Genomic DNA, 22,556 nt, shown 5'->3' on the forward strand with positions numbered 1-22,556 from the left:
CCACCCCCGCCCCCTCCCGCAAGCGGGAGGGGCCTATTGGTTGCGCCCTCCCGCAAGCGGGAGGGGAGAAGCACTACTCCGCCACGCCCAGCTGCCACAGGATAAATGCGGCTTCCTCGGCATCCTCGCGCAAGCTCTCGAACCGCCCGGAACGCCCGCCGTGGCCTGCGCCCATGTTGGTCTTCAAGAGCAGCACGTTGTCGTCCGTCTTGGTGACGCGCAGCTTGGCGACCCACTTGGCAGGTTCCCAATAGGTCACACGCGGATCGTTGAGGCCCGCGGTCACCAGCATCGGCGGATAGTCCTGCGCCGTGACCTGGTCATAGGGCGAGTAGCTGAGGATGTGGGTGAAGGCGGCCTTGCTTTCCACCGGGTTGCCCCATTCGGGCCACTCGCCCGGCGTCAGCGGCAGGCTTTCATCCAGCATGGTGCTGAGCACGTCCACGAACGGCACATGGGCCGCCACCGCACCCCACAGTTCGGGCGCCTGGTTGACCACCGCGCCCATCAGCTCGCCGCCGGCAGAGCCGCCGCTGGCGCTGATTTGCCCTTCGGTCGTATAGCCAAGAGCGATCAGTCCGCGCGCCACATCAACGAAGTCGTTGAAGGTGTTGGTGCGTTCTTCCATCTTGCCCTGGAGGTACCAGCGCCGCCCCAGGTCATCGCCGCCGCGGATATGGGCGATGGCATAGGCCATGCCGCGATCAACATAGGACAGCCGGTTGGTCGAAAAGCCCGGCGGCACGGCATAGCCATAGGCACCATAGGCATAGAGGTGCAGCGGGCCGCCTTGCCCATTGTCTCCGGTCTGGCGATCCTTGCGATAGACCACGCTGACCGGAACCAGCGTCCCGTCGCGCGCCGGAATTTCCAGCCGCTCGACCGTATAGAGCGAGGGATCGTAGCCCGAGGGGATTTCCTGCACCTTCAGCGTCTCGAGCCGCTGCTCGCCCACGTGGTAGTCATAGACCGTGCTTGGCGTGATCATCGACTGGTAGGACAGGCGCAGCGCCTGCATATCCCATTCGGGATTGTTGCTCAGGCCCGCGGTATAGCTCGCTTCGGGGAAGGTGATCTGTTCCAGCCGCGCCGGATCATCGTAGTACCGCACCTGCACCTGGTCGAGGCCGGCCAGCCGCCCTTCGGTGACATAGAAATCGCGGAACAGGTCCACGCCGGTGAGGTAGAACTCGTCCGACCCCGGGATCAGCGTGGTCCACTGCGCCGGGTTCGCCAGCGGCGCGGTGGCGAGGCTGAAGTTCAGGTGATCGGCATTGTGGTGGACGAACAGCGTGCTGTCCTTCACGTCCACCGAATATTCCACCCCGGTCTGCCGCGCGCGCACCAGTTGCTGCGTGCCCAGAGGATCGGAGGCGGGCAGCAGCCACACTTCGCTTGTCTCGTTGTCACCCGTGGCGAGGATCAGCCATTCCTCGTTGCCCGATAGCCCGGCGTGGACGGTGAAGCCCAGCTGCGCCTCGCGATAGATCTCCACGTCCTCTGCAGCATCTGTGCCGATGCGGTGAACGCGGACGTTGTCCACCCGCCAGTTCTCGTTCGCTACGCCATAGACCAGCATGGTGTCGTTCGCCGCCCAGGTGAGCGAGGTGTTGGTCTCCTCGATCACGTCGGGCAGCAGGTCGCCGGTTTCGAGATCCTTTATCCTGACCGTGTAGCGTTCCGACCCGTCGGTATCGATCGAATAGGCCATGTAGCGGCCGTTCCGGCTGATCGAGATATCGTTGATCGACAGGTATTCGTGGCCCTCGGCCAGCACATTGGCATCGAGATAGAGCTGCGCCTCCCCACCCGAAACGGGGCGGCGGTAGTACTTGCGGTATTCGCTGCCCGCCTCGTATTCCGCCCAGTAGAGCCAGTCGCCATCCTTCTGCGGCACGGTGGAATCGTCTTCCTTGATCCGCCCGCGCATCTCCTGGAACAGTTCCTCCACCAGCGCGGAATGCGGCGCCATCTGCGCTTCGAACCAGGCGTTCTCGGCATTGAGGTAGGCCAGCACATCGGGATCGTCGATCACCGGATAGGACTGGTCCTTCAGCCAGTGATAGGGATCGGCAATGGTGATGCCGTGGCGGCTGTAGGAATGCTCGCGCTGCTCGGCGATGGGCGGCGCATTCGGAATAGGCTGGTTCAATGGGGTCTCGCTCGGTTGGTCTTGCGCCGACAGGCTGGCAAGGGGAGACAGCAGCAGGGCCGCGGCTGCAAGCTTGAATGCAGGTTTCATTGGTGAAAAAATCAATCCTTGTGGTGGGGGAGCGAGCGGCCCGGCCCGCTTCGATCGGGGGCCTGTGCCAAACGGCAGATTGTGCTAGGGCATCTAGTTACAGTTTCAACCGGAAGCAAATGTTCGATGCTGATGCAAACCTATGAAGCCCGTCTTGTTTCCCTGCGTGAAGAACTGGCCCGGCGCGGGCTGGCCGGATTCGTCATCCCGATCAGCGACGAGCACCTGTCGGAATATGTCGGCGGCTATGCCCAGCGGCTCGCCTGGCTGACCGGCTTCGGCGGATCGGCGGGGACCGTGGCGGTGCTGAAGGACCGCGCGGCGATCTTCGTCGATGGCCGCTATACCCTGCAGGTGCGCGACCAGGTCGATGGCCGGTTGTACGATTACAAGTCCGTGCCGCAGGATACATTGGCCGACTGGCTGGCGGACAATGTCGCCACAGGCGCCAAGGTCGGCTTCGATCCGTGGCTGCACACGCAGGGCTGGGCAAGAACCACGGCGAAGCGCCTCGCCAAAGCGGGCGCGGAACTGGTCGCGGTGGAATCGAACCCGGTTGATGCCGTGTGGGAGGACCGCCCCGAACCTTCCACCGCCCCCGCCTTCCTGCAGGACGAGGCGCTGGCGGGCCGTTCCAGCGCCGACAAGCGCGGCGCGATCGGCGAATGGCTAAAGGCCGAGGGGCTGGATGCCGTGGTCATCAGCGCGCTCGATTCGGTCGCCTGGGTGCTCAATGTGCGGGGCAGCGACGTGGAACGCACGCCGGTGGCGCTGAGCTATCTCGTCGTCCATGCCGATGGCACGGCGGACTGGTTCATCGCGCCCGAGAAAGTCACCGCCGAACTGGCTGCGGCCCTGGGCAATGCGGTGCGCGTGCGTGACCGCGACACCTTCGAAGCAGCGCTGGGGGAATTCAGCGGCAAGAAGGTGGCCAGCGATCCGCAGCGTTCGGTTGCCGCCATCGACAGGGCACTGGTGGCAGCAGGCACCGAAGTCGCCGCCCTGCCCGACCCTGCCGTGCTGCCCAAGGCGGTGAAGACTCCAGCCGAACAGGCCGGGCACCGCGCTGCCCAGGCCCGCGACGGGGTTGCCGTGTCGCGCTTCCTGCGCTGGCTCGAACTGGAAGCGCCCCGGGGAGAAGTGGACGAACTCGGCGCTGCTGCTCGGTTGCAGGCCGAACGCGAGGCCTGCGGCGATCTGCGCGACCTGTCGTTCGACACGATCAGCGGGGCCGGACCCAACGGTGCGATCGTCCACTACCGGGTGAGCGAGGAGACCTGCCGCAAGCTGGAGCCGAACAGCGTCTATCTGGTGGACAGCGGGGGCCAGTACCCCGACGGCACGACTGACATCACCCGCACCCTGTGGGTCGGGCCGGGAGAGCCGCCCGCCGAGGTGCGCGACCGCTTCACCCGCGTGCTGAAAGGCCACATCGCGCTGGCCGTGCAGACATTCCCCACAGGCACCACCGGCTCGCAACTCGACGTGCTGGCCCGCCAGCACCTGTGGGCAGCGGGCATCGACTATGCCCACGGCACCGGCCACGGCGTGGGCAGTTTCCTGTCCGTCCATGAAGGCCCGCAGCGCATCGCCAAGCCGAGAGGCGGGCAGGCGGGCGGCGAGCAGGAACTGCTGGCCGGCATGTTCCTGTCGAACGAGCCGGGCTATTACAAAACCGGCGAATACGGCATCCGCATCGAGAACCTGGTACTGGTCGAACCGCGCACGATCCCCGGCATGGAAGGTGAATGGCTCGGCTTCGAAACGCTGACCCTGGCCCCGATCGACCGCAAGCTGGTTGATCGCCCATTGCTCTCAGCCGCCGAGATCGACTGGTGGAACACATACCACGCCCGCGTGCTCGACGTGGTCGGCCCGCAGCTCGATGGCGAGGACCGGGCATGGCTCGAACAGGCCTGCGCGCCGCTCTGAACCGTTCGGATGGGTCGCGACAAATTGCGACACTAAAGCCGCCGCCCGGCATATCCCTGCGACAAGCGCACGCTAGAACCTCTTTGAGCAGCGGGGCGCCGCCCCTCCCCCCCTTCCTTGGAAGGCAGTGCCCCGTTGCTCTAGTTGTCCCCCACCGGGGCTGATACGGAATCGCGCAATGGCTTACTTTGTTGCCGGGCATGGACAGTGCGGAACGATCGGCTAGTCTGGAACCGAGGGGATAGAACAAACCACCGATGAACAACGAACAGGCTGAAATCAGGCTGCTGCTGGTCGATGACGAGGCCAGCCTGCGCGAACCCCTGGCCGACTATCTGTCGCGCCAGGGCTTCGTGGTGACCCAGGCAGCCGATGCGGCGCGTGCCCGCGTGCTGTTGCAGGACCGCAAGCCCGATCTCGTGCTGCTCGACATCATGATGCCGGGCGAGGATGGCCTGTCGTTGTGCCGTCACCTGATCGAGGGCCAGCATGTCCCCGTCATTTTCCTGACCGCCCGTGGCGAGGCGACCGACCGCATCGTCGGGCTGGAAATCGGTGCCGACGACTATGTGGTCAAACCGTTCGAGCCGCGCGAACTGGTGGCGCGCATCCGTTCGGTCCTGCGCCGTGCCGGGCGGCAGAGCCAGGTGGTGGAATCCGATGCACTGTACGATTTCGAACGCTGGCTGCTCGATCCGCTAAAGCGTCGCCTGATCGACCCCGATGGCACGGTGGTGCCGATTTCCTCGGCCGAATTCCGCCTGCTCACAGCCTTCCTCGACCATCCGCGCCAGGTGCTCGACCGTGACCGGCTGCTCGACATGGTCCAGGGTCGCGAAGCGCACCTGTTCGACCGGGCGGTGGACAACCAGGTCAGCCGCCTGCGCCGCAAGATGGAAGAAGACAGCCGCGATCCCAAGCTGATCCAGACCGTTTGGGGCGGCGGATACCGGCTGGCGGCCGACGTGCGGCGCATCCCGCAAGACCAGAACGCCAGCCGCGACTGATGCACCGCTTCCTCCCCCGCAGCCTGCTGGGCCAGATGCTGCTCGCCGTGGCCGTTGCACTCTTGGTGGCGCAGACCATCTCGGCCGTGCTGCAGTACCGCGAATCGGAACAGCGGCGCGAAGCCATCGCCGCCAACAGCCTGGCCTTCCAGCTGGTGATGGAGCCGACCTTCGAGTTCCGCCAGCCCACCAGCCGCGACAATGCCCGCGCTGCCGGCCGGTGGCAGCGCCTGCGGGTGGAGAAGACCACGCAGGCGCCGCTGCAACCGGGGGAAGCGCGCGAGACCCAGCGCGAGGAAGTGCTGCGTTCGATCCTGTCCGACCAGGGCGTGGACCCGGCTGAACTGGTGGTAGTGGCGCGCCGGATGGCCGACGATCCCTATGTCATGGGACAGGTGCTGGAAGCGGAACTCGGCGACTGGACCAGGGGCCGCATCCTGGTGGCCGCCATGCGCCGCGCCGATTCGCCCGAATGGACCGTGGCCCGCTGGTCGGTCGGCAATCCCGATCCCGGGCGCCTGGGCGCGCTGATCGGGCAGACACTGCTGCTTTACGTCCTGCTGGTGGGTGGCCTGGCCTTCCTGCTGCGCCGCATTACCCGCCCGCTGGCTGCCCTCGCCGACCGGGTGGAACAGTTCGCCGAAACCCGCCAGACTGCCGGCCAGCTTGAACCTTCCGGCCCGGAAGATACCCGCCGCCTGATCACCGCGCACAATGCCATGGAAGCGCGCATCGTCGCCCTGATCGACGAGAAGGACGTGATGCTGGGCGCCATCGGCCATGACCTCAAGACTCCGCTCGCCGCCCTGCGCGTGCGCATCGAATCGGTCGAGGACGATGCCGAGCGCGGCCGCATGGCGCGCACGATCGAGGACATCACCCGCTCGCTCGACGATATCCTCTCGCTCGCCCGCGTAGGCCGGCCGACCGACCCGCTCGAACGGACGGACCTTGCCGCACTGGTGTCTTCGGTGGTCGAGGAATACGAGGACATGGGCGAGCCGGTGGAACTGGGCGAAACCGCCCGCATGGCGCTGAACCTGCGCGCCACCTGGCTACGTCGGGCGCTGCGCAACCTCATCGGCAACGCGCTGCGCTATGGCCAGGCACCGCACATTTCGCTGTCCCGGCAGGGCCGTGAGGCCGTGATCCGCATCGATGACAGTGGCCCGGGCATTCCCGATGGCGAGATCGGCCGGATGGTGGAACCCTTCACCCGCGGCGAAGGTTCGCGCAATCGCGAAACCGGCGGGGCGGGCCTCGGCCTCACCCTGGCCCGCGCCATCGCCGAACAGCATGGCGGGCGGCTGGTACTGGCCAACCGCTTTGATGCCAAGGGCAACGTGGCCGGTTTGACGGCGCAAATCCGGCTTCCGCTGGAGGGGTAGCGAACTCTTCCCAACTCCGTTCGACACGAACGGATGCAAGGTGCGCTACCTCATCAAACCGCCGATAAGATTCCGCACGAACCGTCCGGCAATCGACCCGCCAAACTCCGTCGCAATCGTCCCTGCCGCGCTGGTGGCCGCGGTGCGCATGGGATTGGCGCGGCTGCTCCTGCCGGTAATGGCGGCAGCCGCCACCGAAGCGGCCGACCCTGCCGCAGCGCCCAGCGCCGCCTTGCCGGCCTTTTCCCACACCGAAGTGGTCTTGCGCGGGCGGGCGCGGACCTCCTCGACACCCTTTTCCTCAACCTCGAGTGCCGTGGCCGCAGCGTCGGCGGCCTTCTGTTCGAGCACTTCGGCGGCACTCTCGCGGTTCACTTTGGTATCGTATTTGCCATCGACCGGGCTGATCGACTGGATAATTGCCCGCTCCTTGGGCGTAATCGGCCCCAGCCGGCTGCGCGGCGGCTTGACCAGCGTGCGCTGGACAATGCCTGGCGCGCCGTCTTCCAGCAGGGTGGAGACCAGCGCCTCGCCGGTCCTTAGTTCGGTGATGGCGGTCTCGACATCCAGATCAGGATTGATGCGGAAGGTATCTGCCGCCGCCTTGATCGCCTTCTTGTCCTTGGGGGTGAAGGCGCGCAACGCGTGCTGCACCCGGTTGCCGAGTTGGCCGGCCACCTGTTCGGGAATGTCGATCGGGTTTTGGGTGATGAAATAGACCCCAACGCCTTTCGACCGGATCAGGCGCACGACCCGCTCGATGGTGTCGGTCAGCGCTTTGGGGGCATCGTCGAACAGCAGGTGGGCCTCGTCGAAGAAGAACACCAGCTTGGGCTTCTCGGGATCGCCCACCTCGGGCAGGCTTTCGAACAGTTCGGCCAGCAGCCACAGCAGGAACGTGGCGTAGAGCTTGGGGCTGCGCATCAGCTGGTCGGCGGCCAGCACGTTGATATAGCCGCGCCCCTGCTCGTCGCAGCGCAGGAAATCGTCGATCTCCAGCGCCGGTTCGCCGAAGAACTGCGCGCCGCCCTGCGAATCGAGGCTGAGCAGCTGGCGCTGGATTGCGCCCACGCTGGCCTTGGTGACATTGCCGTACTTCGCCGTCAGTTCTGCCGCATTGTTGGCCGTGTGGAGCAGCATCGCCTGCAAATCCTCCAGGTCGAGCAGCAGCATCCCCTGTTCGTCGGCATAGCGGAACACGATGTTGAGCACGCCTTCCTGCGTGTCGTTCAGGTCGAGCAGGCGGGCAAGCAGCAGCGGACCCATTTCCGACACCGTAGTGCGGATCGGGTGGCCCTGTTGGCCATAGAGATCCCAGAAGATCACCGGATTGTCGGAATAGGCATAGTCGGTCATGCCCAGTTCCGCCGCGCGGCCTTCCAGCTTGGCGGCGTGCTTGAAAGTGGGCGATCCGGGCATCGAAATGCCCGACAGGTCGCCTTTCACATCGGCGACGAATACCGGCACGCCAACGGCCGAAAAGCTTTCGGCCAGGCCCTGCAAGGTCACCGTCTTCCCCGTGCCGGTGGCGCCCGCAACCAGCCCGTGGCGGTTGGACCGGGCGAGGTTGAGCACCTGGCTCCCGCCGCTGGCATCCTTGCCAATGAAAATCTCGCCCATGTCTTGCGCCCCGTCCGTTGAAATCCCGGCGTCATGCTTGGCGCAGGCAAAGGTGCGCGGTCAAGCGATAGACACGGGCAATTTTCCGGCTAGAGCGGGGCAATGGCCGGGCCAGATCTCTCCAGCGAACCCTTTGTCCTGCTCGACGATGCGCGCGCCGACGGGGCGAGCGATGCGCAACTGTTCGAGCGTCCGCGCGCGCTGTTCGTCGCCCGCCGCCCGGCCGACGTTGCCCGCGTGCTGGCCGAGGCCGAGGCCGCCCAGAAAGCGAGCGGCGGCACGCTGGCAGGCTACCTTGCCTATGAAGCAGGCTTGGCGCTGGAGCCCAGGCTGCACCCCCTGGCAGACAGCCGCAGCGGGGCGGCCGGGCCATTGGTGTGGTTCGGCCTGTTCGATGAGGTGACCACGATCCCTTCGGCCGAGGTCCCCGCCTGGCTCGAAGCGCGCGGCGGTACCGGACGGGCGAGCATCGGCCCGATGGAGCCGCAGGTATCGACCGGCGCCTATCTCGCAGGTTTCGAACGGCTGCAGGAAGCAATCCGCGCGGGCGATATCTACCAGGCCAATTTCACCATGATGCTGGCAGGCGCGGCAAGCGGCGAGCCGCTGGCGATCTACCGCGCGATCCGCCCTGCCGCGCAGGCGGGCTATGGCGGCGTGGTGTTCGACGGGTCGCACTGGCTGCTGTCGTTCAGCCCTGAACTGTTCTTCACGCTGAAAGGGCGTGAGGCCAAGGTCAAACCCATGAAGGGCACCCGCCCGCGCGGGCAGACCGCGGCCGAGGATGCTTCGCTGGCAAGCGAACTGGCCGCATCGGTCAAGGACCGGGCCGAAAACCTGATGATCGTGGACCTGATGCGCAATGATCTTTCCCGCGTGGCCGAAGCAGGCAGCGTGCGGGTGGACCGGCCCTTTACCGTGGAAAGCTATCCCACCCTGCACACCATGGTTTCCACCGTGCGCGCCACGCTGAAGCCGGATCGCGGCGCATTCGACATGATCGCCGCGCTGTTTCCCTGCGGCTCGATCACCGGCGCGCCCAAAATCCGCGCGATGGAACTGATCGGCGAGGTGGAGCGCGATGCGCGGGGGCCATATTGCGGCGCCATCGGGCGAATCGGCAGCTCTCCGGATGGAGAGGCGGATGCTGCCTTCAACGTCGCCATCCGCACCGTCCGGCTGACCCCGGGCGAAAACAACCGCCACCATGCCGTGGCGGGCGTGGGCGGAGCCATCGTGGCTGACAGCCAGGGGATGGGCGAATGGCGCGAATGCCTGGTCAAGGGCGGCTTCTTGCGCGGAGAGGCATCGGGCGCGGACCTGATCGAGTCCATGCGGTTCGATCCTGTCGATGGCATCCCGCTGCTCGAACTCCATCTCGAACGGCTGAAGGCGAGCGCGCTGGCGCTGGGTTTTGCTTTCGACCGGCACGAGACCCGCAACCGCATCCAGGCCCTGTGCTTCGAACTGGAAGACCCCGCCAAGCTGCGCATCCTGCTCGCCCGCAGCGGCGAAGTGACGCTGGAGGCGCAACCGCTGTCCGCAGGTGCCCTGCCGCCCGTGGTGCGCTGCGCGGTCATGCCGCTGCCGGTGGTGACCGGCGACTGGCGCCTGCGCCACAAGAGCACTGACCGCGCGTTCTACGACCAGGCACGGGCTGCGGCACAGGCGATTGGCGCGGACGAGGCGCTGTTCCTGCGCGACGACGGCCTGCTGACCGAAGCGAGCCATTCCAACCTGTTCGTGCGCGGCGCCGACGGAATGCTCCTCACTCCGCCGCTGGCGCTTGGGCTGCTGCCCGGTGTCATGCGCCGCCACCTGATCGACGAAGGCCGCGCGGTGGAGGCCGAACTGACGCTGGACGATCTTGCTGCAGGCTTCCTCCTCGGCAATTCCGTGCGCGGATTGATGAAGGCGAAACTGCTATGACCGGGCTCAGCCAGCACCTCCAGCGGATCGAAGCATCGCCCACCACGGCGATGACCGACCGGGCAACGCAATTGCGTGAGGAAGGCCGCGACATCATCTCGCTGTCCGTGGGCGAGCCCGATTTTGCCACCCCGCCCCACGTGATCGAAGCCGCCAAGGCGGCGATGGACGCAGGCGCTACCAAGTACACCCCCGTCACCGGCACCATGGCGCTGAAGAAGGCCGCCTGCCTCCATTTCGAGCGCGATCTCGGCATCGCCACCGGTCCTTCGCGCGTGATCGTCAGCGCGGGCGGCAAGCAGGCGCTGTTCGAGGCCATCGTTGCCACGGTCAGCGAGGGCGACGAGGTGATCGTGCCTTCGCCGTGGTGGGTGTCCTATCCGCAGATGGTGCGCTTTGCCGGGGGCAGCGTGGTGCCCTTGCGCACCCATGCGAGCCGCAATTTCCGCTTTGATCCGGGCGATGTCGAAGCGCTGATCGGGCCGCGCACCAACTGGCTGATGCTCAATTCGCCCGGCAACCCGACCGGCGCGGTCTATCCGGCGGACATGCTGCTGGGCATCGGCGAAGTGATCCGCCGCCATCCGGGCGTGATGGTGCTGTCCGACGATATCTACGCGCCGCTGAACTATTCTGATGGCCCCCATGCCACGCTGGCCAACCTCTGCCCGGACCTGGCCGACCGCATCTGCACGGTTTCCGGTGTATCCAAGAGCCACGCGATGACCGGCTTCCGCATCGGCGTTGCCACCGGGCCGAAGTGGCTGATCGATGCCATGGGCACGCTGCAGAGCAATTCCAGCGGCAACCCCGCCGCCGTCAGCCAGGCCGCCGCCGTGGCCGCCTTCGAAGGCCCCCAGCAATTCCTCGCCGAATGGCGCGAAATCTTCCGCCGCCGGCGCGACATGGTGGTGGCGGGGATCAACGCCATCCCCGGCCTCAGCACCCCGGTGCCCGATGGCGCGTTTTACTGTTTTATCGATGCGAGCCCCCACATGACCAAAAACGGGGGTCGCTTTGGTGACGACAAGGCGCTGGCGCTGCACCTGCTCGATCACGGCGTGGCCGTGGTCGCCGCATCGGCCTTTGGCGGGAAGGACGGCTTCCGCATCTCCTTCGCCACCGGAGAAGACGTGCTGGCCGAGGCGATCCGCCGCATCGAAACAGCACTGGCCTGACAGCCTGATCTTCGCGGTTCGACAATCGCGCCCTTAACGGTCTATGGGCGGGCGATGAGCGAATTCATCATCCTGTACGAAGATGCCGAGGCCCTGGTGATCGACAAGCCGGGCGGCCTGCCGATCGACACGCCGCGCAAGCGCGGCCCGTCGATCGAGCAGCGGCTGGGCGAGCTGAAGCTGGGCTTCCAGCGCGAGCCGCAACCGGCCCACCGGCTCGACACCGACACCTCCGGCTGCCTGCTGTTTGCGCGCAATCCCAAGGCCTTGGTGCGCTACCATCAGGCGTTCGAACAGCGGCTGGTGGGCAAGACCTATCTCGGCGTGCTGGCGGGCATTCCGGACCAGAAAGAAGGCGACATCGACCTGGCGCTCACCAAGATCAGCAGCGAGGAAAAGGGCTGGCGGATGATTCCCGCGAAAAAGGGCAAGCCCAGCCTTACCCGCTGGCGCGTGGTGGCCGAGGCCAATGGCCGGGCGCTGGTGGAATTCACGCCCGAAACCGGCCGCACCCACCAGATCCGCGTCCACGCCGCCAGCGGCATCGGCATCCCCCTGCTGGGCGATCCGGTTTACGGGACAAAGGCCGGTTATGCCCGCACCATGCTCCACGCCAGCAGGCTGGAAGTGGCGCGCGATGGCAAGCCGCCGATCATTGCCGAAGCGCCCATGCCGGCTGACTTTGTGGCCCAAGGGTTCTGAGCCATGGGCCGCGTCGTCGATCGCGCGCTGGAACTGGTCGAGGAAAGCTTCGTCACCGCCAGCGGCCCCGGCGGGCAGAACGTCAACAAGGTGGCGACTGCCGTGCAACTGCGGGTCGATGTATTCCAGCTTGGCGTGACGCCTGCGGTGTTCCAGCGGCTGAAGACGCTGGCCGGATCGCGCATGACGTCGAAAGGCGAGATCGTGATCGATGCGCGCCGGTTCCGCACCCAGGAAGCCAACCGCGCCGATGCGCGCGAGCGCCTCACCGAACTGATCGAGGCTGCGCTGGTCGAACCCAAGAAGCGCGCCCGCACCACGGTCAACCGCCCCGGCAAGGTCAAGCGGCTGGCTTCCAAGAAGGCCCGCACCGCAGTGAAGGCCACCCGCGGCAAGGTGGACTGGTAGAGGCCAGCCCAAGTGCTCCTCGGCTTGACTTTGCCCCGATTCTGTCCCAATGGCCCGCCCCATGTGGCGGCGCCTTGCGCGTCGCCTGTTGCATTTATGGGTCCGGCCCGTCGCCTGCCCTGACAGATATCATTGGGAATTGAGACATGGCGAAGCCCGCAACCATCAAGATCCGCCTGAACTCGACCGAGTCGGGGCACTTCTACGTGACCAAGAAGAACCCCCGCAACACGACCGAGAAGATGAGCTTCCGCAAGTACGATCCGGTCGTGAAGAAGCACGTCGAGTACAAGGAAGGCAAGATCAAGTAAGCTGCCAGCTGCTTGCTTGCCGAATGTGAACAGCGGGAACATCGCGGTTCAGTGACAGTTCAAGCCCCGGCCACTATGGGAGGGCGCATGAACAGCTTCAAATCGATTTCCGCCAAAGTGCTGGGCGCCGCATCTGCCGGCGCCCTGGCCGTTCTTGCCCCTGCCGCACTGGTTGCGCCCGCCCCGGCTACGGCGCAAAGCGCCAGCCAGGTGGACCGCGCCGCCCAGGCACTGCGCGCCATTACCACGATGAAGGCCGATTTCACCCAGACCGACCGCAGCGGCCAGACCGTGTCCGGCACGCTCACGCTAAAAAGCCCCGGGCGCATCCGGTTCGAGTATTCCAGCGATGTGAACATGCTGGTGGTATCCAACGGCTCCACCCTGACGCTGGTCGATTACGATGTGCAGCAGGTGGAACGCTATCCGGTGCGCAATTCGCCGCTGGGCGCGCTGCTCGATCCCAATCGCGAGATGTCCCGCTTTGGCAGCGTGGTGCCGACCAATTCCCCCGGCGTGGTGAGCATCGCGGTGGCCGATCCCGACCGGCCCGAGATTCCCGGCTTCACCTTCATCTTCGTCGAGAAGGCCTCGGCCCCTGGCGGGCTGGAACTGGCGAGCTGGGTAGCGCTCGATGCGCAGAATTCGCGCACCACGGTGCGTCTGCGGAATCACCGCTATGGCATGGACGTGGCGAACAGCACGTTCACCTTCCGTGACCCCCGCCGGACGACCCGTCGCCCCTGACCATCGGTTGGCGGGCGAGCTGTTGGATGGTTGCGACAAAGCGCGACAGGTCATTCATTCTCCTGACAGGCAGGCGTCCCTATATTGAGATCTGCAAGACGGCTGGCGGACGCGGGTTTCCCCCCTGTTGCCCGCATCGCCACCAAGGCCGGATTGCAAGCGTGACGAACGCTGAAAAGAACCCCCGTCCCAACATGCCCCCGGGACGGGGGTTTATTCTTCCCAACTCCGAACACTTGCTGGCTCACCGCGCCCCCCCTAAGGCTGGCGCATGATCTCTGTTGCCACGTGGAATATCAATTCGGTCCGCCTGCGCATGCCCCAGGTGGCGCGCTTCCTGGTCGAGCAGGCGCCCGATGTGCTGTGCCTGCAGGAGATCAAGTGCCAGGAGCAGTTGTTCCCCTACAAGGACTTCGCTGACCTCGGCTACAGCCACATGGTGGTCCACGGGCAGAAGGGCTATCACGGCGTGGCCACGGTCAGCCGCATCCCGATCCGAGAATTTTCACGCTACGACTGGCAGGACAATGGCGAGGCGCGGCATGTCGGCGTGGAGCTGCTGGGCCCCGAGGCCGGCGCGCTGGCCGGCATGGTGCTGGAGAACGTCTATATTCCCGCTGGCGGCGACCAGCCCGATCGCACGATCAACCCCAAGTTCGGCCAGAAGCTCGATTTCCTCGAACGGATGACCCGCTGGGCGGGCGCGCTTGACCGCCCCACTCTGATTGTCGGCGATTTCAACATCGCACCGCTGCCCGATGATGTCTATGACCACAAGGCGCTGCTGAAAGTGGTCAGCCATACCCCGATCGAGGTCGAGACGCTGGGCCGCTTCGCCGATGCGCACGGCTGGGTCGATATCGGCCGCAAGCATATCCCCGCGCCGACCCGCAACTGGACCTGGTGGTCATACCGCACCTACTGGCAGGAAAAGGATCGCGGCCGCAGGCTGGACCATATGTGGGCCTCGCCCGACCTCGCCGCGCAGACGCTGGGCCACCGTTTCGTCGAAGAAACGCGCCGCTGGGAACAGCCGAGCGACCATGTGCCGCTGATCACGGAATTCGCCAGCTGAGCACGGTCCCGCCTTCTCCCGCGCGCCGGGTGGCGCAGGCGGTGGACGCGCTGCGTCACGGCTGGCCGGTGAAGCTGGGTGATGCGCCCGTGCTGCTGCCGGTCGAAACCGCACCCGGCGGCGAAGCGAGCGCTGCCTGCATTCTGATATCCGCCGCGCGCGCCGCCACGCTCAAACTCGCCAACCAACGCGAGGCGGCAGATGGCCACAGCCCCGTTCTGGTCCGCGCCGCCGCGCCGCTGTCGCTGGCCGATGCACGGCCCGTGGCCGATCCCTCGCTCGATCTGGTCGTGCCGCTCAAGGGGCCATTCAAGGCCGAATCCATCCCCCACCTGCCCGAGGCCGAAGCCGCGCTGGAACTGGCACGCATTGCCGGGATCCTGCCCGCTTTCCTCTATGATCCTGCCGATGCCGGGGAGGCGGTGTGCCTTGAGGCCGCTGACCTCGCCCACTGGGCCGACCCGACGCATCTCACCATCGCGACCCGCGCCCGCCTGCCGGTGGCCGCCATCGCCGATGCCGAACTCGTAGCCTTCCGCAAGGTGGACGACATGCGCGAGCACGTGGCGCTGGTGATCGGCCAGCCCAACTTCGACCGCGAACCCTTGGTGCGCCTCCATTCCGAATGCCTGACCGGCGACATCTTCGGCAGCCTCAAATGCGACTGCGGCCCGCAATTGCAGGCAGCTCTCAAGCTGATGGCGGCAGAGGCGGAACAGGGCGGCTGGGGCGTGCTGCTCTACCTCCGGCAGGAAGGGCGCGGCATCGGCCTCGTCAACAAGCTGCGCGCCTATCGGCTACAGGACGCCGGGTTCGACACCATCGACGCCAACATGCGGCTCGGCCTGCCGGTCGAGGCACGCGATTTCCCCACTGCGGCGCGGATGCTGGACCTTCTTGGTGTGGAGCGGGTCCGCCTGCTCACCAACAACCCCGCCAAGGTCGCGGCGATGGCGGCGGCGGGAGTGACGGTGACGCAGCGGGTGGCGCACCAGCTGCCGGCCAACCCGCACAACCAGCACTACCTCGATACCAAACGCGACCGCGCGGGGCATTTGTTGGGGTAGGGTTTTCGGGTTGGGGATGGCTGCCATAGCGCCTTGATCAGCCTGTCAGCTAACGACCCCTTTGCGGTCGCTCGCTGGACGTTGTAGGATAGTGGATGTGGGCATCATGGAATGGATAGCTGCCGGGGTGCCGATTGGCCTGCTGGCGTCGCTTGTCCCAAGCAGAAAAGCAGGATGTGCCTTTCTCTGTCTAATCCCGGTAGCGATGATTGTATTTGTCTATGTAGAGCTCGCTGAACCAACGCGACGACCGGACGCCCTCGACGCTTTGCTTTATTTTTTCGGACCGCTGTATCCGAGCATTGGGGCTGTCGCCGGCTTCACCGGTGGGAGAAGCGTTCGAGCTTGGCTGGCTTCACGCAAAGCCCGACGTGATCGTACCTAAGGCGGAATGGCAGCTTCCCACCCAATTCCACCCCTCAGGGTCCCCCCTACCTGATCTCGTACCGCGCCAGGTTGGCCGCCAGCCGGTTGTCCTCGATCCGGCTCACTTCGCCCGACCAGTCGGCCACGAAGGTGGAGCGGCGGTCAACGCCCGGGGCGAAGCGGGCGTGGTTTCCGGCCACCACCAGTCCGGCGCTGGAATAGTCGCGGCTTTCGGGCGCTACGGCGATGAAGGCGGAGTAGTTCTCCTTGTCGCGGCCCTGGACGAACCAGTTGTTGCTGATCTGCCCGCTGGCCCCCGCCGGAAGGTCGATCATGTAGTTGGTGCCGCGTCCGCCCGCATCATCGAAGCTGGAACTGGCGATTTCCACCCTGGGCGCGCGCAACTTGACATAGTGGCCGCCGCGCCCTTCCTCGAACCGGCTGTTGGTGATGCGCACCAGGCCCAGCGCCCCCGTATAGATCGAGTGCGCACAGCCGCCCGAGCCTTCGCAGGTGCCAAGGCGGGTGAAGGTCGAGCGGTCCACCACCAGCGTCGCGGTCTCGGCATTGGCGGTCAGGATGCCCTGCTGGCTGTCGCGGAACCAGCTTTGCGCCACGGTGAGGTTGCCCGCTTCCAGCCTGATCCCGGCGCCGTTGTAATCGCGCACGTTCATGCTCTGGAACACCAGACCCGAAACCTGTGCCCCGCGCCCGCGCAGCACCAGAGCGGCCTTGCCTTCGCAGGTGACGGCATCGAACACGGCCTGCCCCGGAACCTGCGCCAGATAGGCGATCTCGCCTGCTTCCTGCACCGCACATTGCCGGTGGTTGCCGGGCGCAATGGCAATGGTCCCGCGCCCGTCACCGATGGCATCGACCGCCGCCTGCAAGCTGCCAAAACCGCGCCCCGTCTCGGTCACGGTGAACGGCGCGGAATTGCCCTGCGCCAGCAGCGCGGTGAGCGGAATCGCGGCAGTCGCGACTAGCGCGAGGGCGATGATGGAACGGGTCGCAGGTCGGGTCATTCTGCCAACATCGCACAAACCGGTTAATGGGCCGCAAAGCGTTCCCTAAGGCCGCCGATTGTCCTTTGTCCGCTCCTGCTCGCGTTTCCATGCGAGCACATCGTCCAACCGGATCACTTCGGATCGCGCCATCATCCAGCGGATCATCGCCACGGCCCAGACCGTGGTCACTACCAGGAACCCGAACGTGACCCAGCCGACGAAAGCGTCATCCTCCGGCGCGCTCGCCACCAGCCAGGCATAGGCGCCGCACATCAGCAGGAAGACGATCATCCACATGCCGAACAGTCGCCAGCCTTCCGCGTTGCGCGGCATGATCTTCATGCCCAGCCGCCCCTGCCGGTAGCAGACGAACGGCTTGTCCTCCTCACCCATCACTCGCTCTCCTCACTCTCTTTCCGGGGCCGTCCCCGGCGCGGCGTTTCGCTCTGGCCCACCTTGATCCCGCGCCGCCCCAGCGCCTCGCGCAGCAGCACCTCGACCTCGGCATTGACCGAGCGGAAGTCTGCCGCAGCGACCCGTTCCAGCGCTGCATGGAGCGCCGGATCGAGCCTGAGGGGGAATGGTTTGCGGGGAGGAGGGGCCATGGTTTTACTGGTACAGCGTTCCGGTATTGACCACCGGCTGGGTATCGCGATCGCCCACCAGCACGACCATCAGGTTCGAAACCATCGCCGCTTTGCGCTCATCATCAAGGTGCACGATGTTATCGGCCGACAGCTTTTCCAGCGCCATCTCGACCATGCTCACCGCGCCCAGCACCAGCTTGGCCCGCGCGGCAATTACCGCTTCGGCCTGCTGGCGGCGCAGCATGGCCCCGGCGATTTCGGGGGCATAGGCAAGGTGGGTCAGCCCCGCCTCGTCCACCACGATGCCCGCCACGCGCAGCCGGTCGTTCAGTTCGGCCTGCAGTTCGGCATTGATGACATCGGCAGAGCCGCGCAGCGTGGTCTCGTCCTCCTCGCTCATATCGTCATAGGGATGGCGCGCGCCGACGGTGCGCAGCGCGGCCTCGATCTGGATGTTCACGAATTGCTTGTAGTCGTCCACGTCGAACACCGCCTGGGCGGTATCGGACACGCGCCACACCACGTTGCAGGCGATTTCCACCGGGTTGCCACGCAGGTCGTTGATCTTGACCCGTTCGGAATGGATGTTGTGCGCCCGCATCGAGATCTTCTTGCGGCCCATCCACGGCCAGACCCAGTGCAGGCCGGTCTTGCGATCGGTCCCGCGATAGTCGCCGAACAGCGTAATGACCGCGCCCTGGTTGGGCTGGATCATGTAGAAACCCAGCAACACGAAGAGGATCGCCAGCACCGAAACCGGCAGCGAGATGATCCCCAGCAAACTGGGGCCATCCGTGCCGAACAAGACGAAGCGCCACAGGATCCACAGGACCAGCGCGAGTACCGTCAGCAGCATCACATAGCCATTGTAGGTGTTGGCGGATCGCTCCTTGCTGGTGTTCATGCCCAATGAAATCTCGGCCATACCATTCCCTCCTTATGATATATATATGATATCATATTTACCCATGGTCGGAGATTTGGCAAGCGATTCGGAATTCAGTGCTGGCGGATCACGGCAAGGAAAGCGTCGCCATAGGCCTCCAGCTTTTTCGCGCCGATGCCGGGAACCTCGCCCAGTTCGCTGATGGTCGATGGGTGCGCCTGCGCCATGTCGCGCAAGGTGGCATCGTGGAAGATGACATAGGGCGGCACCTGGGCTTCCTTCGCCAGTGCGCGCCGCAGGTCGCGCAGGGCCTCGAACAGCGGATCGCCGACGGGGTTGGGCACTGTCGAGCTGCCCCGGCGGCCCCCACGCCTGTCCCCCCGTGGCTGGCGCTCGACCGGGCGGGCGATAGTGACAGAGGCCTCGCCCTTCAGGATCGCCCGCGCCTCGCCGCCCAGCGCCAGCCCGCCATGCTCGGTCGCCACCAGCGCGCCGCGGGCCTGCAGCGCGCGGCTCAATGGCTGGAGCATCCGCGCCTCGTCGCCCTCGACAATCCCGAAGACCGACAGCTTGTCATGACCACGGCTGACGATCCGCTCGTCGCTCGCCCCGGTCAGCACCTTCTGCACATGGCCGAAGCCGAAGCTCTGCCCGGTGCGATAGACTGCGGACAGGAGTTTTCGCGCCAGTTCGGTCACCACCGTCAAGCCCGGCGGATCGAGGCAGTTGTCGCAATTGCCGCAGGTCCTGGGCGGATCCTCGCCGAAATGCCGCAAAAGCAGGGCGCGACGGCATTCGTGCGTTTCGACCAGCGCGGCCAGGGCATCGAGCCGGGTGCGCTCTCCCGCCTGGCGGGCAGGCTCGACTTCGGACAGGCGCTGGCGGGCCTGGACGAAATCGCCCGCGCCCCAGAACATCACCGCCTGGGCCGGATCGCCATCGCGCCCGGCGCGGCCGGTTTCCTGGTAATAGGCCTCGATCGACTTGGGGATGCCCGCATGGGCCACGAACCGCACGTCGGGCTTGTCGATCCCCATGCCGAAAGCGATCGTGGCGACCATCACCATGTCCTCGCTCGCCACGAAGGCAGCCTGGTTGGCGGCGCGCTGTTCGGGCGGCAGGCCAGCGTGATAGGGCAGCACCTGCCGTCCGCTGGCGGCAGCAAGTCCTGCGGCGAGATCCTCCACCTTCTTGCGTGTAGGGGCATAGATGATCCCGGGCCCGGGCTGCTCCTCCATCAGCCGGGCAAGCTGCGCGGCCACCCCCTGGCGGTGGCGCACGGCATAGCGGATGTTGGGCCGGTCGAACCCTGCCACCACCATGCCTTCATCGGGAATGCCTAGCTGGTGCAGCACATCGGTGCGGGTGTGCTCGTCCGCCGTAGCGGTCAGCGCCAGTCGGGGGACCGCCGGAAAGGCGTCCATCAGCGGGCGCAGCAGGCGGTAATCGGGGCGGAAATCGTGGCCCCATTCGGATACGCAGTGCGCCTCGTCCACCGCGAACAGCGCCAGGCGGCCTTCTGACAGCAGTTCGCGGAAGGCGGGCTGGCTGGCGCGTTCGGGCGCTACATAGAGCAGGTCCAGCTGCCCGGCGCGGAAGGCGTCCACCGTTTCGCGCCAGTCGGCGTCCACGCTGGTCAGGGCGGCGGCGGCAATGCCGTTGGCGCGGGCCGAGCGCAGCTGGTCGTGCATAAGCGCGATCAGCGGCGACACGACCACGCAGGTTCCATCGAGCAGGGTGGCTGGCAACTGGTAGGTGAGCGACTTGCCCGCACCCGTGGGCATGATCGCCAGCGCCGATTGCCCGTCCAGCACCCGCGCCACAACCTGTTCCTGCACCCCGCGAAAGGTCTCGAACCCGAACACCCGGCGCAGCGCGGCGTGGGCTTCGGGCGGAGCTGTCGGGGCAAGGGGAGCGGCGGAGACTGGCATGGCCCGGGGCTTGGCACAGCCTTGCCGCGACCGGAACCCGCACGGGCGGCGTTTCTACGATTTAATTCGCTGCGGCTTCGCGCTATCCGTGTGCGCGACCTGCCAAACGGAGACACCTGCCATGAAAAAGACCTTTACTACTGCGCTTGCCGGCGCTTTCGCGCTGACCCTGGCTGCCTGCGGCTCCACTACCGATGCTTCGGAAGATGCCAGCGCCGACAATGTCGAGATTCCCGCAGACGAAGCCATGGCCGGTGCCCCTGTCCCGGTGGACGATCCCGATGCCCTGGCTGAAGCGGCCGATGCTGCCGAAGCCGATGCAATGGATGCCGCCGCAGCTGCCGAGGATATGGTGGCATCCGATTCGCCCGAAGCCGCAACCGTCACCGAAGCGGCCGAGTGACCGGACGCGCTGCCCTTCTTGCCGCCTGTGTGCTGCTGGCGGGCTGCGGCGCGGCGGACAACGACCCCGGGCCGGGCGGGGTAACCGTGGGCGAGGCGCGGGCGCTGGATGAAGCGGCCGAGATGCTCGACCAGCAGCGCCTGCCCGCAGAGGCGCTGGACGATCCTGCCGCCACTCCGGAATCCTGAAGGCGCACAACAGAAAAGGGCCGGTTCCTCGCGGAACCGGCCCTTGTTCTTTGCCGGAAGGCCTGAACCTTCCTGCGGACGATTACTCGACCGGAGCTTCTTCTTCGACGACTTCGCCTTCCATCGCGGCATCGTCCATCGCGCCTTCTTCCATCACGGGCTCTTCGACCACGACTTCTTCCATCGCGGGCTCTTCAACCACAACTTCTTCGCTGGCTTCTTCAGCGCAGGCGGCGAGGCCCATGGTCAGCACGGCAGCGGCGGCGACAGAAATAATCTTCTTCATGTGATTTCCCCTTCAAGAACCGGGGCAGCGAACACCACCCCCGATGAATGGGCATGCGCCCCTTCGGGAACTCGCTTAGCGTATTTCTCCGTCACGCAACAGGTTTACTGCAACCAACAGCACGACGGCCCCGGCCAGCTCAACCATCAGGGCTTCGACCTTGTACCTTCCACCGATAACATCTCCCAACCCTATCAGGGGGTTAAGGATGATTCCGGCAAGCAGCGCGCCACCAATTCCGGCGAGCACATTGACCAGGAGCCGCGACTTTTCCCCCGTCTGGAGGATAATCGTGGCCACCCAGCCCAACGCCATGCCGAGCAATAGGAGGAAAATGAGGCCCATTAGAGGCAAATCCGCTGTGTCATGCCCGACCAACGCGGCTTTCAGCCTGGGGGTTCCGTAATGTCCCGGAATCGCTGATTCTAGAACAGCACCAGCAGCCCGATCCCCAAGGCCACGCGATAGATGACAAACACCATCATCGAAGCGCGTTTGAGGAAGTTCATCAGGAAGGCCATGGTCAGGAAGGCCGCCACGAAGGTCAGCACACCGGCCACCAGCGCATCCCACTGCATCTGGGCCGAAGCTTCGGCCAGGTCGAGCGCGGCAAGGAGGCCTGCACCGGCAACCGCCGGAATCGCCAGCAGGAACGAGAACCGCGCCGCCTCGACCCGCTTGTAGCCCAGCGCGCGGGCCGCCGTCATCGTGGCGCCCGAACGGCTGGTGCCGGGGATCAGCGCCATGGCCTGGGCCAGGCCGATCAGGATGGCATCGCGCAGGCTCGCGTCCTCGAAGTTCTTCTCCTGCCGCCCCCAGCGGTCCGCCGCGCCGAGCAGCAGACCGTAAACGATCAGGTTCACCGCCACGAGATCGGTGATGCGGAAGCTTTCCATGTAGCCGCCCAGCTTGAGGAACAGGCCGAAGGCCACCGCGGGGACAGTTCCGGCGATCACCCACAGGAACAGCCGGCGCTGCTGCGGCTCCTTGCCAATGCCCACCGTGGCGAACCCGCCTCGGGCAAGGCCCACCACGTCGCGCCAGAAATAGATGATGATTGCCAGCAGCGAGCCGACATGGACCGCCACGTCGATCATCGGCCCCTGGTCGGGGAAATCGGTCAGGTAGGGGATGAGGATCAGGTGCCCGGAGGACGAGATCGGCAGGAATTCGGTGATCCCCTGGACCACGGCGATGAGCAGCAACTGGAGGAAGGTCATGCGGGCGGGTGATCCTGCTGGCGTGGAGCTACGGCCTTAACCGCCAGCCCCACGCCTTCACAAGCCTGCAAACCGA

The 22,556-nt window shown here is 65.9% G+C and carries 23 protein-coding genes; 13 read left to right on the forward strand and 10 right to left on the reverse strand.

Annotated elements, in window-relative coordinates; all coding sequences use genetic code 11:
* Positions 1-73: 73 nt before the first annotated feature.
* Positions 74-2,242 carry a S9 family peptidase gene (locus M3P36_RS03750; protein ID WP_249700870.1) on the reverse strand — a complete coding sequence of 723 codons (2,169 nt, stop codon included), beginning with the start codon at positions 2,240-2,242 and terminating at the stop codon, positions 74-76.
* Between the two features lie 126 nt (positions 2,243-2,368).
* Here M3P36_RS03750 and M3P36_RS03755 point away from each other — a divergent pair, with 126 nt between their 5' ends.
* From M3P36_RS03755 to M3P36_RS03765, 3 genes are all read left to right on the forward strand, one after another.
* Positions 2,369-4,174 carry an aminopeptidase P family protein gene (locus M3P36_RS03755; RefSeq protein WP_249700871.1) on the forward strand — a complete coding sequence of 602 codons (1,806 nt, stop codon included), beginning with the start codon at positions 2,369-2,371 and terminating at the stop codon, positions 4,172-4,174.
* Positions 4,175-4,431: 257 nt separating this feature from the next.
* Complete coding sequence (locus tag M3P36_RS03760; RefSeq protein ID WP_249700873.1) at positions 4,432-5,181, forward strand: response regulator; 750 nt, start codon at positions 4,432-4,434, stop codon at positions 5,179-5,181.
* Positions 5,181-6,569, forward strand: coding sequence for a sensor histidine kinase (locus M3P36_RS03765; RefSeq protein WP_249700876.1), 1,389 nt, complete (start codon positions 5,181-5,183; stop codon positions 6,567-6,569). The genes M3P36_RS03760 and M3P36_RS03765 overlap by 1 nt, the downstream gene beginning before the upstream one ends.
* Positions 6,570-6,614: 45 nt before the next feature.
* On the opposite strand, the gene M3P36_RS03770 is transcribed toward M3P36_RS03765, so the two are convergent.
* The gene (locus M3P36_RS03770) at positions 6,615-8,189 is read right to left on the reverse strand and encodes a helicase HerA-like domain-containing protein (RefSeq protein WP_249700877.1); all 1,575 of its coding nucleotides are present in this window, start codon (positions 8,187-8,189) and stop codon (positions 6,615-6,617) included.
* Between the two features lie 102 nt (positions 8,190-8,291).
* Between M3P36_RS03770 and pabB the strand changes: the two genes are divergently transcribed.
* From pabB to ribA, 8 genes are all read left to right on the forward strand, one after another.
* Positions 8,292-10,118, forward strand: a complete 1,827-nt coding sequence (gene pabB / locus M3P36_RS03775) for an aminodeoxychorismate synthase component I (RefSeq protein ID WP_249700879.1) — start codon at positions 8,292-8,294, stop codon at positions 10,116-10,118.
* Positions 10,115-11,296, forward strand: coding sequence for a pyridoxal phosphate-dependent aminotransferase (locus M3P36_RS03780; RefSeq protein ID WP_249700881.1), 1,182 nt, complete (start codon positions 10,115-10,117; stop codon positions 11,294-11,296). The genes pabB and M3P36_RS03780 overlap by 4 nt, the downstream gene beginning before the upstream one ends.
* A 54-nt stretch (positions 11,297-11,350) precedes the next feature.
* Positions 11,351-11,998, forward strand: a complete 648-nt coding sequence (locus M3P36_RS03785) for an RluA family pseudouridine synthase (protein ID WP_249700883.1) — start codon at positions 11,351-11,353, stop codon at positions 11,996-11,998.
* 3 nt (positions 11,999-12,001) lie between these two features.
* On the forward strand, positions 12,002-12,406 hold the full coding sequence (gene arfB / locus M3P36_RS03790) for an alternative ribosome rescue aminoacyl-tRNA hydrolase ArfB (RefSeq protein WP_249700885.1): 405 nt from the start codon (positions 12,002-12,004) through the stop codon (positions 12,404-12,406).
* 146 nt (positions 12,407-12,552) lie between these two features.
* Entirely contained in the window at positions 12,553-12,717 is a 165-nt protein-coding gene (rpmG, locus tag M3P36_RS03795) for a 50S ribosomal protein L33 (RefSeq protein ID WP_160770263.1), read from the forward strand.
* Between the two features lie 87 nt (positions 12,718-12,804).
* Positions 12,805-13,464 carry a LolA family protein gene (locus M3P36_RS03800; RefSeq protein ID WP_249700886.1) on the forward strand — a complete coding sequence of 220 codons (660 nt, stop codon included), beginning with the start codon at positions 12,805-12,807 and terminating at the stop codon, positions 13,462-13,464.
* A 271-nt stretch (positions 13,465-13,735) separates the two neighbouring features.
* Positions 13,736-14,539 (forward strand): exodeoxyribonuclease III, encoded by an 804-nt coding sequence (locus tag M3P36_RS03805; protein ID WP_249700888.1) that lies wholly within the window; start codon positions 13,736-13,738, stop codon positions 14,537-14,539.
* Between the two features lie 41 nt (positions 14,540-14,580).
* The gene (gene ribA / locus M3P36_RS03810) at positions 14,581-15,606 is read left to right on the forward strand and encodes a GTP cyclohydrolase II (protein WP_249700891.1); all 1,026 of its coding nucleotides are present in this window, start codon (positions 14,581-14,583) and stop codon (positions 15,604-15,606) included.
* 431 nt (positions 15,607-16,037) lie between these two features.
* Here ribA and M3P36_RS03815 read toward each other — a convergent pair whose 3' ends face one another.
* From M3P36_RS03815 to recQ, 5 genes are all read right to left on the reverse strand, one after another.
* Entirely contained in the window at positions 16,038-16,997 is a 960-nt protein-coding gene (locus M3P36_RS03815) for a right-handed parallel beta-helix repeat-containing protein (protein WP_249700892.1), read from the reverse strand.
* A 45-nt stretch (positions 16,998-17,042) separates the two neighbouring features.
* Positions 17,043-17,372, reverse strand: coding sequence for a hypothetical protein (locus M3P36_RS03820; protein ID WP_249700894.1), 330 nt, complete (start codon positions 17,370-17,372; stop codon positions 17,043-17,045).
* Entirely contained in the window at positions 17,372-17,584 is a 213-nt protein-coding gene (locus M3P36_RS03825; protein ID WP_249700896.1) for a type II toxin-antitoxin system antitoxin, read from the reverse strand. The genes M3P36_RS03820 and M3P36_RS03825 overlap by 1 nt, the downstream gene beginning before the upstream one ends.
* Positions 17,585-17,588: 4 nt before the next feature.
* The gene (locus M3P36_RS03830; protein WP_249700898.1) at positions 17,589-18,491 is read right to left on the reverse strand and encodes an SPFH domain-containing protein; all 903 of its coding nucleotides are present in this window, start codon (positions 18,489-18,491) and stop codon (positions 17,589-17,591) included.
* Between the two features lie 74 nt (positions 18,492-18,565).
* A complete protein-coding gene (gene recQ, locus M3P36_RS03835) occupies positions 18,566-20,383 on the reverse strand; it encodes a DNA helicase RecQ (protein WP_249700900.1) in 1,818 nt (605 codons plus the stop codon).
* 121 nt (positions 20,384-20,504) lie between these two features.
* Here recQ and M3P36_RS03840 point away from each other — a divergent pair, with 121 nt between their 5' ends.
* Positions 20,505-20,786 (forward strand): hypothetical protein, encoded by a 282-nt coding sequence (locus M3P36_RS03840; RefSeq protein WP_249700903.1) that lies wholly within the window; start codon positions 20,505-20,507, stop codon positions 20,784-20,786.
* The gene (locus M3P36_RS03845; protein ID WP_249700905.1) at positions 20,783-20,974 is read left to right on the forward strand and encodes a hypothetical protein; all 192 of its coding nucleotides are present in this window, start codon (positions 20,783-20,785) and stop codon (positions 20,972-20,974) included. Before M3P36_RS03840 ends, M3P36_RS03845 begins: the two co-directional genes overlap by 4 nt.
* Before the next feature lie 82 nt (positions 20,975-21,056).
* On the opposite strand, the gene M3P36_RS03850 is transcribed toward M3P36_RS03845, so the two are convergent.
* From M3P36_RS03850 to M3P36_RS03860, 3 genes are all read right to left on the reverse strand, one after another.
* A complete protein-coding gene (locus tag M3P36_RS03850; protein ID WP_249700907.1) occupies positions 21,057-21,260 on the reverse strand; it encodes a hypothetical protein in 204 nt (67 codons plus the stop codon).
* 75 nt (positions 21,261-21,335) lie between these two features.
* On the reverse strand, positions 21,336-21,605 hold the full coding sequence (locus M3P36_RS03855) for a GlsB/YeaQ/YmgE family stress response membrane protein (RefSeq protein WP_249700909.1): 270 nt from the start codon (positions 21,603-21,605) through the stop codon (positions 21,336-21,338).
* Between the two features lie 80 nt (positions 21,606-21,685).
* Entirely contained in the window at positions 21,686-22,480 is a 795-nt protein-coding gene (locus tag M3P36_RS03860) for an undecaprenyl-diphosphate phosphatase (RefSeq protein WP_249700911.1), read from the reverse strand.
* Positions 22,481-22,556 lie beyond the last annotated feature (76 nt).

This window comes from Altererythrobacter sp. KTW20L, assembly GCF_023501975.1.
GTDB lineage: Bacteria > Pseudomonadota > Alphaproteobacteria > Sphingomonadales > Sphingomonadaceae > Alteraurantiacibacter.

What these genes read in the sequence shown, in the direction of transcription:
- M3P36_RS03750 (WP_249700870.1), bottom strand. Translation starts at nt 2,242, where the DNA reads ATGAAACCTGCATTCAAGCTTGCAGCCGCGGCCCTGCTGCTGTCTCCC.
- recQ (WP_249700900.1), bottom strand. Translation starts at nt 20,383, where the DNA reads ATGCCAGTCTCCGCCGCTCCCCTTGCCCCGACAGCTCCGCCCGAAGCC.
- arfB (WP_249700885.1), top strand. Translation starts at nt 12,002, where the DNA reads ATGGGCCGCGTCGTCGATCGCGCGCTGGAACTGGTCGAGGAAAGCTTC.
- M3P36_RS03785 (WP_249700883.1), top strand. Translation starts at nt 11,351, where the DNA reads ATGAGCGAATTCATCATCCTGTACGAAGATGCCGAGGCCCTGGTGATC.
- M3P36_RS03780 (WP_249700881.1), top strand. Translation starts at nt 10,115, where the DNA reads ATGACCGGGCTCAGCCAGCACCTCCAGCGGATCGAAGCATCGCCCACC.
- M3P36_RS03855 (WP_249700909.1), bottom strand. Translation starts at nt 21,605, where the DNA reads ATGGGCCTCATTTTCCTCCTATTGCTCGGCATGGCGTTGGGCTGGGTG.
- M3P36_RS03850 (WP_249700907.1), bottom strand. Translation starts at nt 21,260, where the DNA reads ATGAAGAAGATTATTTCTGTCGCCGCCGCTGCCGTGCTGACCATGGGC.
- M3P36_RS03765 (WP_249700876.1), top strand. Translation starts at nt 5,181, where the DNA reads ATGCACCGCTTCCTCCCCCGCAGCCTGCTGGGCCAGATGCTGCTCGCC.
- M3P36_RS03755 (WP_249700871.1), top strand. Translation starts at nt 2,369, where the DNA reads ATGCTGATGCAAACCTATGAAGCCCGTCTTGTTTCCCTGCGTGAAGAA.
- M3P36_RS03800 (WP_249700886.1), top strand. Translation starts at nt 12,805, where the DNA reads ATGAACAGCTTCAAATCGATTTCCGCCAAAGTGCTGGGCGCCGCATCT.
- M3P36_RS03815 (WP_249700892.1), bottom strand. Translation starts at nt 16,997, where the DNA reads ATGACCCGACCTGCGACCCGTTCCATCATCGCCCTCGCGCTAGTCGCG.
- M3P36_RS03820 (WP_249700894.1), bottom strand. Translation starts at nt 17,372, where the DNA reads ATGGGTGAGGAGGACAAGCCGTTCGTCTGCTACCGGCAGGGGCGGCTG.
- M3P36_RS03825 (WP_249700896.1), bottom strand. Translation starts at nt 17,584, where the DNA reads ATGGCCCCTCCTCCCCGCAAACCATTCCCCCTCAGGCTCGATCCGGCG.
- M3P36_RS03760 (WP_249700873.1), top strand. Translation starts at nt 4,432, where the DNA reads ATGAACAACGAACAGGCTGAAATCAGGCTGCTGCTGGTCGATGACGAG.
- M3P36_RS03770 (WP_249700877.1), bottom strand. Translation starts at nt 8,189, where the DNA reads ATGGGCGAGATTTTCATTGGCAAGGATGCCAGCGGCGGGAGCCAGGTG.
- M3P36_RS03840 (WP_249700903.1), top strand. Translation starts at nt 20,505, where the DNA reads ATGAAAAAGACCTTTACTACTGCGCTTGCCGGCGCTTTCGCGCTGACC.
- M3P36_RS03860 (WP_249700911.1), bottom strand. Translation starts at nt 22,480, where the DNA reads ATGACCTTCCTCCAGTTGCTGCTCATCGCCGTGGTCCAGGGGATCACC.
- pabB (WP_249700879.1), top strand. Translation starts at nt 8,292, where the DNA reads ATGGCCGGGCCAGATCTCTCCAGCGAACCCTTTGTCCTGCTCGACGAT.
- M3P36_RS03805 (WP_249700888.1), top strand. Translation starts at nt 13,736, where the DNA reads ATGATCTCTGTTGCCACGTGGAATATCAATTCGGTCCGCCTGCGCATG.
- M3P36_RS03830 (WP_249700898.1), bottom strand. Translation starts at nt 18,491, where the DNA reads ATGGCCGAGATTTCATTGGGCATGAACACCAGCAAGGAGCGATCCGCC.
- rpmG (WP_160770263.1), top strand. Translation starts at nt 12,553, where the DNA reads ATGGCGAAGCCCGCAACCATCAAGATCCGCCTGAACTCGACCGAGTCG.